General features: G+C 37.2%; 10 protein-coding genes. 3 read left to right on the top strand and 7 right to left on the bottom strand.

The window, feature by feature from the left end; all coding sequences use genetic code 11:
- Positions 1 to 164 precede the first annotated feature (164 nt).
- On the top strand, positions 165 to 2,798 hold the full coding sequence (locus N7931_RS07700) for an EAL domain-containing protein (RefSeq protein WP_262793141.1): 2,634 nt from the start codon (positions 165 to 167) through the stop codon (positions 2,796 to 2,798).
- Here the strand turns inward: N7931_RS07700 and rep are convergent.
- Positions 2,765 to 4,774, bottom strand: coding sequence for a DNA helicase Rep (rep, locus tag N7931_RS07695; protein WP_262793140.1), 2,010 nt, complete (start codon positions 4,772 to 4,774; stop codon positions 2,765 to 2,767). The genes N7931_RS07700 and rep overlap by 34 nt on opposite strands.
- Positions 4,775 to 4,979: 205 nt before the next feature.
- Between rep and rpiA the strand changes: the two genes are divergently transcribed.
- Positions 4,980 to 5,633, top strand: a complete 654-nt coding sequence (gene rpiA, locus N7931_RS07690) for a ribose-5-phosphate isomerase RpiA (RefSeq protein ID WP_262793138.1) — start codon at positions 4,980 to 4,982, stop codon at positions 5,631 to 5,633.
- An 81-nt stretch (positions 5,634 to 5,714) separates the two neighbouring features.
- Positions 5,715 to 6,950, top strand: a complete 1,236-nt coding sequence (serA, locus tag N7931_RS07685; RefSeq protein WP_262793136.1) for a phosphoglycerate dehydrogenase — start codon at positions 5,715 to 5,717, stop codon at positions 6,948 to 6,950.
- A 211-nt stretch (positions 6,951 to 7,161) separates the two neighbouring features.
- Here the strand turns inward: serA and N7931_RS07680 are convergent, their stop codons facing one another.
- The 6 genes from N7931_RS07680 to N7931_RS07655 all read right to left on the bottom strand — a co-directional run bounded on the left by N7931_RS07680 (position 7,162) and on the right by N7931_RS07655 (position 12,455).
- Entirely contained in the window at positions 7,162 to 8,046 is an 885-nt protein-coding gene (locus N7931_RS07680; protein WP_262793135.1) for a tetratricopeptide repeat protein, read from the bottom strand.
- A gap of 75 nt (positions 8,047 to 8,121) precedes the next feature.
- Positions 8,122 to 9,165: a chemotaxis response regulator protein-glutamate methylesterase gene (locus N7931_RS07675; protein ID WP_262793134.1), complete on the bottom strand. Its 1,044-nt coding sequence runs from the start codon at positions 9,163 to 9,165 to the stop codon at positions 8,122 to 8,124.
- 16 nt (positions 9,166 to 9,181) lie between these two features.
- Positions 9,182 to 9,808 (bottom strand): chemoreceptor glutamine deamidase CheD, encoded by a 627-nt coding sequence (gene cheD / locus N7931_RS07670; protein WP_262793133.1) that lies wholly within the window; start codon positions 9,806 to 9,808, stop codon positions 9,182 to 9,184.
- 2 nt (positions 9,809 to 9,810) lie between these two features.
- Positions 9,811 to 10,614 (bottom strand): CheR family methyltransferase, encoded by an 804-nt coding sequence (locus N7931_RS07665; protein ID WP_262793259.1) that lies wholly within the window; start codon positions 10,612 to 10,614, stop codon positions 9,811 to 9,813.
- Between the two features lie 186 nt (positions 10,615 to 10,800).
- A complete protein-coding gene (dusA, locus tag N7931_RS07660) occupies positions 10,801 to 11,790 on the bottom strand; it encodes a tRNA dihydrouridine(20/20a) synthase DusA (RefSeq protein WP_262793132.1) in 990 nt (329 codons plus the stop codon).
- A 206-nt stretch (positions 11,791 to 11,996) separates the two neighbouring features.
- On the bottom strand, positions 11,997 to 12,455 hold the full coding sequence (locus N7931_RS07655; RefSeq protein ID WP_262793130.1) for an RNA recognition motif domain-containing protein: 459 nt from the start codon (positions 12,453 to 12,455) through the stop codon (positions 11,997 to 11,999).
- Positions 12,456 to 12,702: the final 247 nt, after the last annotated feature.

Here is a 12,702-nt window from a genome sequence, read left to right as displayed (position 1 = left end):
ATTAAGCCAGCACAGTTTCGGCGCTTTATGCTATCTTTTAGTTGATACGATCAAAAGCAACGATTGTTTAGTTTAACTGTTAACTTTATTGGCATGAGTTTAAGCTACAAGCCTTAAACCATGTCAAATGAGTATGAACAGATGCGGCAATAATAATTAATAAAGTGAGTTTAGTATTGGCATCGGGTAAAAGTTTTAAAAGCAGACATTTAAAGAAGTTGTTGGGCTTAAAACGTCAGGCAAGTAGCTTGCAAACTGCTTTATTAGAAATTGCTGACTTAACTCGCCTGTTTATTGAGCCGAAAGATTTTTATTATCAACTGCATGAAATCATAGCTAGTCTAATTAAAGCCCCTGATTTATATATTGTATTTAAAAATCAGACTAACCAACAATTTGAACTGGTTTATTATGCTAGCCAGTTACGTGGGGTATTAGATAACCCACATTTTTCTGATGGTGTAATTGAATTCGGTTTAACCGGTTATTTATTCCGTACTCAAACCGCTTTGTTATGTAACCCTGATGATTATCGCAACTTAGTTGAGCTGGGTGAGGTTTTAGAGCTCGGTGAGCCAGCTGTTAGTTGGCTTGGTGTACCGCTTACGTTAAATGACGGGACTTGTGGTGCTATTGTTATTCAAAGTCATCAGACGGAGATTCATTTTAGCCAACAAGACTTAATTATTTTAAGTATATTGGCCAAACATATTACCCAAGCCATTGATATGCTTAATCAACAGGTTCAGTTAGAGCATGAAATGCATAGCCGGACAAAAGCATTACAGGTTGCGCATCAAGCATTAAAAGAAGAAGCTAAACTCAAACAGCAGTATCAATTAGCACATAAATTATTATTAGAGTTAAATGAAACATTTGATTTTAGTTTAACGCTTGACGATCTATATCAGGCTATAGCTCAGATTGTTGAGCAAATATTTTCACCTGAGCTACATTATATTGCGGTTAAGCAATTAGATGGACATTGGCATTATCCAGCCGTAAATCGTACGCCGTTTATAACATCAAATATCCATTTACAATTTAATTCACTTAATCAATATTTTAGTATTGATCCTTTGCCTATATTTTTACGCTCGGCAGATGTTCATCATTTAAACCAATTAGGTGCACTAGCGTATGTGCCTGATATTATGATTAAAAACTCTCATTTTTCATGGCAGGCAGTTCAATTACAAAACGAACAACTGCAAAATGAGCAAATGCCTTTTGTATTGATTGGCATGGTTAGAAGCGAAGCGCATTTTGGCGCTCAGTCTGAGCAGTTAGAAGCGTTATCATTTTTAGCAACCCATTTTAATTTAATTCTACAAAAGTGGCATACACAGGCCAGATTAGCTGAGTCACATAAAGAGCTTGAGCAAGTTGTGCAAGAGCGAACCCAACAGCTAAATCAGGTTAATCAAGATTTAAATCAGCAAATTAAAGCTAATCAGCAAGTGCAGGCTAAATTGTATCATGATGCAAATCACGACAATTTAACCGGTTTGCCAAATCGGCAGTTATTTAACCGTAATTTGTTAAATGCACTGGCACAGAATCATTTAAACAATGAGATCGCCTATAGCGTGTTATTTATCGATTTAGACAGGTTTAAATTAATAAATGATACCTTTGGTCATTTAATTGGTGATCAATTTTTAATTGAGGTAAGTCAAAAAATAGCACAGTGTGTACCGGAAAACGCCATTTTAGCCCGAATGGGTGGTGATGAATTTGTGATTTTACTGCAAGGTGAAAATGCATCTGAACTATCGCAGGATTTAGCCCAAGAGATCATTAATACAATCAATGTGAGTTTTGACATTGACGGCCATGACATTTTTGCTGGATGCAGCCTTGGGATTACAACGTCTGAGCAAGCTTATAAAAAGCCCTCGGATATATTAAGAGATGCTGATACGGCGATGTATCAGGCTAAAAAACTAGGTCGTGGACGCTTTGTTGTATTCGATCAAAGTTTACATGAAGCTTTAAAAGCTCAGCTTGCTACTGAAACTGAACTCAGAAATGCGATAAAACAAAAACGATTTATTGTCGATTACCAACCCGTTGTTGATTTAACTGATAACTCAGTGGTTGCGGTTGAATCACAAATTTATTGGCAGCACCCTAAAGACGGTTTGGTTAATCTTCAATCTGTAATTGAGTTGGCCGAGCAAACCGAGCTTATTTTTGATATTGACTTTTTTGCACTTGAGCAAGCTTTAACTTATTTAAAACCAGAGCAGGGCGGAAAAAGTGCACCCAGTGCCTTAATGAGTGTTAATCTTGACGGCTTGTTCTTAAATAACCAAGCTCGGTTGACACAATTAATTAATGTATTGCAAGCCAGTCAGGTTGATCTACATTATTTGATTCTTGAATTTAGTGAGCAATCATTAACTGATGCAGAGCAGGCCATTGAATCATTAAATCGCCTTGCAGAAGCCGGTGTGAGAATCGCGCTGGACCAATTTGGTGCTCAGTTTGGCTCGATGGCAATGTTATTTAAAGCCGATATTGATTTTATTAAATTAGATAAAAAGTTAATTAAAGATTTAGCGCAGGATCTCCAATTACAAAGATATGCTCAAAGCGTGGTTAATATTGGTAAAGATGTCGGTTTTATTACCATTGCCGACGGAGTAGATAATGAACAGGGATTATTAAATGCAAATGCGATTGGCTGTAGTTTTGCTCAGGGGCAATTTATTGCGCCAGCTCAACAACTGGCACAAATTTTAGCCGATAAAACCACTGTTTATTTTAATAAATCGCGTAAATTAGCAATGTGAGCTTTCCCTTTTTCTTGACGGACTTCTTCAGACTCTTTGCTTTTTTTACGTTCCCATACCAAATCATCTTGTGGTAACTCATATAAAAACCGGCTGGGTTCGGGTTTAATCACTTCACCAAATTGGCGACGCTCTCGCGCTAAAGTAAAAATTAATTCCCGCTGGGCACGGGTGATGCCTACATAAGCTAAACGGCGTTCTTCTTCAATATTGTCTTCATCAATACTAGCCTGATGTGGCAGTAAACCTTCTTCTGCGCCAACTAAAAATACATACGGAAATTCAAGCCCTTTTGAAGCATGTAGTGTCATTAACTGAACCTGATCTGCATTATCTTCATCTTCGCCTCTTTCCATCATATCGCGCAGAGTCAGACGGTTAACGGCTTCTTTTAATGTCATCGGCTCGTCATCTTCATTGCCTTCGAGCATACCGGTTAGCCAAGTAAAAAGCTGGCTAACGTTTTTCATTCTCATTTCTGCTGCTTTGCCACTGGGTGAGGTTTCGTAAAGGTATTCTTCGTAACGGATGCCTTTAATTAAATCTCTAACAGCCTGAACCGCATCTCCTCTTTGAGCATTATCATCCAGCTCAACCATCCAGCGGGCAAATTGTTGTACTGTTTCAAGTTTTTTACCGCCTAAATGTTCAGCTAAACTATTTTCAAAACAGGCTTCAAATAAACTAATATGTGCCTGATTAGCTAAGTTACCCACTTTTTCTAATGTTGCTGGGCCGATTTCGCGTTTAGGTACGTTGACGATCCGCAAAAATGCATTGTCATCATCTGGATTAACCAATAAACGTAAATAAGCCATAATGTCTTTTATTTCTGCGCGGGCAAAAAACGATTGGCCGCCACTTATTTTGTATGGAATACGATTGGTCATCAGGCTTTTTTCAAATACTCGCGACTGATGATTACCACGATACAAAATCGCATAGTCTTTAAATTTACTTTTGCGCATGTATTTATGTGCAATTAATTCAGAGACTACTCGCTCTGCTTCATTTTCTTCATCTTTCGCAAATAAAACCCGAATCGGTTCGCCATAAGCCATTTCACTAAATAATGATTTATCGTAAACATGCGGGTTATTAGCGATTAAAATATTGGCTGCATTAAGTACACATTGTACAGAGCGGTAATTTTGCTCTAATTTTATCAGTTTTAATTTAGGAAAATCGCTTTGTAATAGCACCAAGTTTTGTGGTTTAGCTCCGCGCCAGCTATAAATTGACTGATCATCATCCCCCACAACCGTAAATAAACCACGGCTACCAACTAACTGCTTTACCATTTCGTATTGGCTGGTATTGGTATCCTGATATTCATCGACTAATAAATAACGAATTTTTCGCTGCCAGCGGTTTTGAGCTTCTTCGTTATATTTTAGCAACAGGGTAGGGACTAAAATTAAATCATCAAAATCAAATGCATTGTATGCTGTCATTTGTTTTGCGTATTGCTGGTAACACTGAGCAAAAAACTTATCTCTGTCATCGCGGGCGCTCATTAAAGCTTGCGGAGGTAAAATTAAATCATTTTTCCATTGCGAGATTCTGTTTTGCAGTTGGGCTAATAAATCTTTATCGCCCTCAAGTGTTTTTTCGGTTAATTCTTTTAACAGTGCACGCGTATCCTGATCATCAAATAAACTAAAACCGGGTTTTATGCCCAAAGTTTTGTATTCGCGTTTAATAATGTTTAAGCCCAGCGTGTGAAAAGTTGAGACCATAAGCCCGCGGCCAGCCCCTTTTGGCAAAGTTGCGGTTGCCCGTTCCCGCATTTCTCTGGCGGCTTTGTTGGTAAAAGTCACCGCGGCAATTTGATTAGCTTTGTAGCCGCAGCGAGTAATTAAATGCGCAATTTTATTGGTGATTACTCGGGTTTTTCCGCTGCCGGCGCCGGCTAAAACTAAGCAGGGGCCGGTGACATAACTAACGGCTTCTGCCTGTGCTGGGTTTAACTGCATTTAATTATCTCTTCTATTTCATGCTTTTTGATTGCGCATTGGCAAAAATTAAACGTGAATTGTAGCGAGCATTGGGCGCTGAGCGCAAACAAAATAGTGAAGTTTTGTATTATTGAACTTGCATTTTATACAAGTTTCGAATCTAGCATCTGAGAGTAATTTGGGTGTATAATATGCCCCTCTTGCAAGCAAGGAACACACGAAAATGAATCAGAATGAAAAAAAACAAGCAGTCGCACAAGCTGCAATCGAATATGTTAAAAAAGGTACAATTATTGGTGTTGGTACTGGTAGTACAACCAATTTTTTTATTGATGCGTTAGCACCAATCGCTGACCAGATTGAAGGTGCGGTATCCAGTTCAGAAGCTTCAACTAAAAGATTAGAAGCTTTAGGCATTCAAGTATTTGATTTAAACGAAGTTGATTCATTTGATATTTATGTAGATGGTGCGGACGAAGTCAATCCGCAAAAACACATGATTAAAGGCGGCGGTGCTGCTTTAACTCGTGAAAAAATTGTGTCTGCTGTTGCAAAACGTTTTATCTGTATTGTTGATGACAGCAAACAGGTTGATGTGATGGGTAACTTCCCACTACCGGTTGAAGTGATCCCAATGGCGCGTAGCTATGTAGCGCGTGAAATTGTTAAATTAGGTGGCGATCCTGTTTATCGTCAGGGCGTTGTAACTGATAACGGTAATGTTATTTTAGACGTTCATAACCTAAAAATTACTGATCCAATTGCATTAGAAAATCAGTTAAATCAAATTGTTGGTGTTGTAACTAATGGTTTATTTGCTGCACGTGGAGCTGATGTTGTATTAGTTTCGACAGATGACGGCGTAAAAACTTACTGATAAAAATTAGTGCAGTTATTTTTTTAATCGATATAATTGCAGGCTCTTTTAGACGTCTAGCAATCCAAACGGCCAAATGAAATGAGTAAATTCTCCCTAGCGAAAGATAAAATTAAAATCCTTCTGCTTGAAGGCGTACACCAAAGTGCGGTTCAAACCTTAAATAATGCAGGTTATACCAATATTGAGTATTTAAAAACTTCATTAGCTGAAGATGAGCTAATTGAAAAAATCAAAGATGTTCATTTTGTTGGTTTGCGTTCAAGAACTTTTTTAACTCGTAAAGTATTAGAGTCTGCTGAAAAACTAATTGGTATTGGTTGTTTCTGTATTGGTACAAACCAGGTTGACTTAAAAGCTGCGCTTGAATTAGGTATTCCGGTATTTAATGCGCCTTTCTCAAATACTCGTAGTGTTGCTGAGTTAGTCATTGGTGAAATTTTATTATTATTCCGTCGTATTCCTGAAAAGAGCGCACAAGCGCATCAAGGTATCTGGAATAAATCTGCTAATGGTTCGGTTGAAGCGCGTGGTAAAACTTTAGGTATTATTGGTTATGGCCATATCGGGACTCAGTTAGGTATTTTAGCTGAAACAATTGGTATGAACGTTATCTTTTATGATATCGAAGATAAATTACCACTTGGTAATGCTAAACAAGTCGCTAGCTTAAATGATATGTTAGCGCAGGCTGATGCGGTATCTTTACACGTTCCAGAAACTGCTAGCACTCAAAATATGTTTGGCGCGCCTGAATTTGCTGCAATGAAAAAAGGTGCAATGTTCATTAATGCTTCTCGTGGTACAGTTGTCGATATTGAAGCTTTAGCTGAAGCGCTGAGCGGTGATGATCCTCAAGTTGGTGGTGCGGCAATTGACGTATTCCCAGTTGAGCCTAAGTCAAATGACGAAGAGTTTGTAACCCCATTACGTGGTATTGCTAATGTTATTTTAAGCCCTCATATTGGTGGCTCAACATTAGAAGCTCAAGAAAACATTGGTATTGAGGTAGCTGGTAAATTAGCTAAATACAGTGACAATGGTTCTACTTTATCTGCGGTTAACTTCCCTGAAGTTTCTTTACCGTCACATGAAGGTCGCAGCCGTTTATTACATATCCACCAAAACAAACCGGGTATTTTAACCAGCATTAACCAAGCGTTTGCTGATAAAGGTATTAATATTTCAGCTCAGTTCTTACAAACTAATGCTGACATTGGTTACGTGGTATTAGAAGTAGATTCTGATGATAGCCAAACTGCTTTAGAGCAATTAAAACAAATCGAAGGCACAATTCGTGCTCGTGTATTGCTTTAATTTTTAAGTTGGTTAAACAAGATTAAAAAAGGCGCTTAGGCGCCTTTTTGCTTACATGGATGTAAGTACTTGGGATTAGTCGGGAATAATAATCCCGTGCTTACATGGATGTAAGTACTTGGGATTAGTCGGGAACAAGAATCCCGTGCTTACATGGATGTAAGTCTTGGGATTTTCCGGCAACATAAGTTTTGTACCGATACGAGCTTGATTAATATAACAAACTATATAGTTTTCTGCGGAATTTAGTGGCTACCGCATCACCTTTAGCCATAGTCGCTAAGATATCCATTAAGGTTTTTTTCACTTCGCCGTCTTGTGCATGTAAGTCTTTAACTAAAATCGCCATTAAAATATCGAGCGCTTCTTCATTTTGCTGAGCTTGATGTAGTTGCACGGCTAGTTGAATATTAAGTTCAAGGTTATCTGGCTGCTCATTTAATGCTTGACGAAGCGCTTGTATTTCTGGGGTTTCGGCTGCTTCTTTATTCAATTCTAATTTGGCAACTAGACTTTGATAATAATCGTCTTGATCTATCATCCCAATATCACTTAATAAAGCTTCTGCCTCTGTATTTTGACCTAGGCTGAGTAATACATCAATTAACTGCTTTTTACACAAGGCGTTTTCAGGTGCTATTTGAAATGCTTCTTTTGCGGGTAATAAAGCATCCTGAAAGTTATGTTCTTGAATTAAAGCGGCCACTTGTTGGATGAGTTTATCTTCCGGTTTAGGTAAATAAGGGGATAAAAACTCTTTTATCTGGGCTTCGGTTTGTTCACCGGCAAAACCGTTTAAGCCTTTACCATCTTTAAATAAAATAACCGTAGGTAAACTTTGTACCCCAAATTGCATTGCTAATTGCTGCATTTGAGGATCATCACAATCTACAATCGCTAAGTTGAGATCTTGCGGATATTGGGTTGCTATTTTAGCCAGAGTTTCTGAGAGGTTGATGCTTTCTCCACTGCGTTGTGTCGCAAAATTAATCACAACTAGTTTGGTTTGACTAACGGTTAATAGCTCGTGTTGAAAATTTTCTGCAGTAATCGGAACAATATTATTGGTTTGTTGGTTTAAATTTAGGTTATCCACAAACACTCCATTTTTAGCTTAAATTAATAGAGTTCAATATATTAATCCAAGGCTGGTTTAACAAGGGGTGATTGTTTATTTGTGAGCTTTTATCGTACAAGTTTTGATAATCAAGCTGGCAATGTCGTTAAGTGGCGTTATTTTATTAGCTGCATTTAGTTTAACTGCCGCACCAGGCATTCCCCAAACTATGCTGGATGCTTCATTTTGTGCAATGGTTTTACAGCCTGCTTGTTTCATTTTTAATAAACCTTGCGCGCCATCAGCTCCCATTCCGGTTAATAATACACCGGTTGCCTGACCTTTGGTTTGTTCGGCTACAGAAGTAAACAATTTATCTACCGCAGGTTTATGCCGGTTAATTTTTTCATCATCATCTAATTGGCAAATATATCCCGAAGTTGTTTTTTTAATGGTTAAGTGCCGATCTCCCGGAGCAATATAAATATGACCTTGCTCTATAATTTGCTTGTGTGTTGCTTCGTGAACTGTCATTTTAGATAAACTATTTAAACGATTCGCAAAAGATTTAGAAAATACAGGTGGGATATGTTGAGTAATAACAATAGGTGACATATTTTTTGGCAGGGAGGTGATCACCTTTTTAATCGCCTCGGTTCCACCAGTCGATGCACCGATAGCAACGATATAATTAGGGTTAAATTCAACCGAGCTTAAATCGCTAGGTAATGATGGTGGCTTAATTGCTTGTTTGTTAATTATACTTTTTGAGGCAGCTCTAATTTTTTCGATAAGCTCTTCAGCATACAAATTAAATTCTGCCATTACATTGACTTTGGGCTTAGCAACATAATCTAACGCGCCTAATTCAAGTGCTTCCAAAGTTGCTGGTGCGCCAGCCTCAGTTAAGGTTGAGACCATGATCACTGGCATGGGTCTCAGGCGCATTAAGTTATGCAAAAAACTAATACCATTCATTTTTGGCATTTCAATATCCAGCGTAAGCACATCTGGGTTTAAAATTTTTATTTTATCTCTAGCATCGTAAGGATCTTCTGCTGTGCCTACTACTTCAATGTCTTTGGTATTGGATAAAATTTCTGTTAATAAACCACGAATCAGCGGAGAATCATCAATAATGAGTACTTTAATAGTCATCTGATCTTCCATTTTGTTAAAAAAGCTCTATATCACTTTGAGTTTCAGATAGCTCAATATCATGCATATAAGTTTGCTCTCTTTGCTGAATTGTATCATTATGCATGCTGCGTAAACGTTTCATCTTAGCGATACCTGAATTAGGGTGGAACATTATTTTTCTTGGCCAGGGGCCACCAACATCATGAGCTATGACAGGAATTTGCTCGGCTCTTAGATATTGACGAACAAATTGAATGTTTTTTTCTCCCACATCGGACATATTTGGAATTATTTTCCCTCCACCAAAAACTTTAGCGACTAGCCGTTCTTTTTTGCCACCATTTTTAAGAATTTCGTTGATTAAAAATTCCATTGCCCAGTACCCATATCGACAAGTATAGCTTGTATCAAGTTGCCAACCTGATGCGCCATGTTGATCTTTTTTAACCGGCAGCATGAAATGATTCATTCCTCCAATACCGAGAGTTTCATCCCAAATACATGCTGCGATGCAAGAGCCAAGGACTGTTGCAATTAATTCATTTTGTTTGGTTACATATAATTCACCGGGCAATATTTTAGCTATTACTATTTGTCTATTTTTATCAACAAATCTTTTAATATGATCAAAGCCGGATAGGTGAGGTTGAATACTTACCACTTTTATTCCTTACGCTGGTAAATAGTATGTCCAAGTGGATTAAACTCACTTATTTCCCTACTAAGTGTTTCAGAGTGACCTAAAAATAAATAACCATGTGGCTCTAGTAATTGAGCATATCTACGAATAAGGTTATTTTTTGTTTGATTATCGAAATAGATTACGACATTTCGGCAAAAGATAGCATCAAATGTACCTCGCATTGGCCAGTTTTCTAGTAAATTTAGTCTTCTGAAATGAACTAAATTTTGAATGTCTGGTTTTACTTTATATTGCTTAGTACGTTTATTTAAATTAAATCCTTGACGTATTTGTTGAGGGTCTATGCCTTGGAGCGCTTGCTCAGAATAAACAGCTGTTTTAGCTTTTGCTAGCATATTAGAGTCTAGATCTGTCGCTAGTATTTTAAAATCCCATTTTTGCGTAGGAAAATTTGGAGCCAGGGTCATCGCAATGGAGTAAGCTTCTTCACCACTAGAGCATCCAGCTGACCATATTCGTATACGCTTGTTATTATTCGATCTGCTTAGTATTCTTGGGATCAAAGTGCTTTTTAAGAAATCAAAATGATGCCTTTCTCTAAAAAAAGAAGTTAGATTAGTCGTAATCGCATTAATAAAATGGCTAAATTCTTCGGGTTTATGGTTTGATAAATAGTCACAGTATTGATCAAAATCAGATAATTTTAGCACTCTTAATCTACGAGAAAGACGAGAGTAAACCATTTCTTTTTTATGTAGACCTAATACTATACCGGATGATTGGTATACTAAAGCTTTGATGAACTCAAAGTTAGCTGAGGTCATTCTAAACTCTCTATTTTCCAATAAGCCTCCCAAAAGCTTCTACTCTATAATTATCTATAATTATAGAGTAGAAGCTTTTGAATGCTTTACCAGAAATTTTATATTTTTTATCTAGCTGAATTACATATAAAAATTTTTCAGTAAATGGGATTTGAGCAATATTTATTTTGAAATTATTACTTTCATTTATTTCATTAACTGGATCGCTTGTTTTAATAGATCATTGCCCTGCGGAAACTGTCTTGCGTTTTCACTTAAAAACCGACGCCATAACCTTGCTTTGGGTTGGCCGTTAAAAAGCCCAAGCATGTGACGGGCAATATGCCAGCTGGTTGCCCCTTGTGCTGTTTCTATTTCCATATATTCAAGCATAGCTTCGGCCACATCAAACCGGTTCATTGTATTTGCTGTTTGGTCATAAATGTGTTCATCAACTTGCTGCATTAAAAATGGATTTTGATAAACCGCACGGCCTAACATGACACCATCAACAAATTCTAAGTGTTGTTTTGCTTGCTCAATGGTTTCTATGCCACCATTAATGCTAAACGTAAGCTCAGGAAAATCTTTTTTAAGCTGGTAAACTCTTTGATAATCCAAAGGTGGTATTTCTCGGTTTTGTTTAGGACTTAATCCTTTTAACCAAGCTTTTCTGGCATGAACAATAAAATGCTGACAACCTGCATTCTGAACTTTCTCAACAAACTGAGTTAAAAATTCATAACTATCAAAATCGTCAATACCAATACGGGATTTAACCGTCACCGGCAAATCACAAGCTTGCTGCATCGCAATTAAACAGTCACTTACAGTATCTGGTTCGGCCATTAAACAGGCGCCAAAACGACCATTTTGTACCCGATCAGACGGACAACCAACATTAATGTTTATCTCGTCATAACCATACTTTTGCGCTGTAACCGCAGCTTTTGCCATATCCGCCGGATCACTGCCACCTAATTGTAATACAACGGGATGTTCTGCCTGATGAAACTGTAAATAATCACCTTTGCCATAAATAATGGCACCGGTTGTTACCATTTCTGTATACAACACAGCCTGTTTAGACATAACGCGGTAAAAATAGCGACAATGGCGGTCGGTCCAGTCAAGCATGGGCGCAACGGAAAATAGATGGTTGATTTCTGGTTTTAAGTTATTTACAGCTTGGGTCATTTTACAATTTTAATTAAAGGTTAATGTTCAGCAAAAGATTTTACCCGATTTATGCACAAACATCATTTGAATCTTGGTATTAGGATGTGAGTTATACTGTATCTGAGTTCTATGGAGGGAGTTAAACGTCAATACAGATCTTTTGGAAAAACTATAAAGGAATAGTTAAGTGGCTATACAAACAATGTATAGCCACTTATTTTTAATTAATCGTCAGATGATTTATCTTTTGCTTCTCTGACTTTGAGTGTTCTTTGCTGAAACTCTTGCTCATTTAAAGCCGAAATAGCTTTATCTGCACCTTGCTCATCCATTTCTACAAAACCAAACCCTTTACGCTTACCTGTATTTCTATCACGCATTAAACGAACAGAAGAAACTACCCCATATTTGGCAAATAAATCTTTTACTGCTGCTTCATTTGCTCTGTAAGGTAAGTTACCAACATAAATAGTTTTAGTTTCTAGTGGTTTATCGTCACCCTCTATTTTAGCTGACGAAGTATTCCCAGAAAGAAAGATAGCTAAACTACCACCAACTAACACACCTATACTCAAAGCAATATTAGTATCTAAATTGATTGATAGTGCAGGTACAACAAAAAAACATAATAAAGTGACAACAATAACTGCTGATGCCTGTTTAAAAACATTATTATTAGACATGAAAACCTCGAAAATAAGATAATTTTTTAATTATTAATATAAAATGAAAATAAGGTATTACTAAAGTACATTATATTTTGGTTATTTTGTACTCTAACAACACTTAAAGTACATAAAATATGCAATAAAATAAAGCTTTTGCTTGTTAAATGACCGAACGATAAAAAAAAAGAAATAAATTCAAAAAAAGCGTTGACGGGGTTTGTTTTGTCCCTATAATGCGCCCCCACAACGCAGCGACACGCAG

Origin of the sequence: Catenovulum sp. 2E275 (assembly GCF_025515275.1) — a bacterium.
Lineage (GTDB): Bacteria > Pseudomonadota > Gammaproteobacteria > Enterobacterales > Alteromonadaceae > Catenovulum.
This window is presented reverse-complemented; position numbering and strand designations above follow the sequence as displayed.

What these genes read in the sequence shown, in the direction of transcription:
- rep (WP_262793140.1), bottom strand. Translation starts at nt 4,774, where the DNA reads ATGCAGTTAAACCCAGCACAGGCAGAAGCCGTTAGTTATGTCACCGGC.
- rpiA (WP_262793138.1), top strand. Translation starts at nt 4,980, where the DNA reads ATGAATCAGAATGAAAAAAAACAAGCAGTCGCACAAGCTGCAATCGAA.
- serA (WP_262793136.1), top strand. Translation starts at nt 5,715, where the DNA reads ATGAGTAAATTCTCCCTAGCGAAAGATAAAATTAAAATCCTTCTGCTT.
- N7931_RS07675 (WP_262793134.1), bottom strand. Translation starts at nt 9,165, where the DNA reads ATGACTATTAAAGTACTCATTATTGATGATTCTCCGCTGATTCGTGGT.
- N7931_RS07665 (WP_262793259.1), bottom strand. Translation starts at nt 10,614, where the DNA reads ATGACCTCAGCTAACTTTGAGTTCATCAAAGCTTTAGTATACCAATCA.
- dusA (WP_262793132.1), bottom strand. Translation starts at nt 11,790, where the DNA reads ATGACCCAAGCTGTAAATAACTTAAAACCAGAAATCAACCATCTATTT.
- N7931_RS07655 (WP_262793130.1), bottom strand. Translation starts at nt 12,455, where the DNA reads ATGTCTAATAATAATGTTTTTAAACAGGCATCAGCAGTTATTGTTGTC.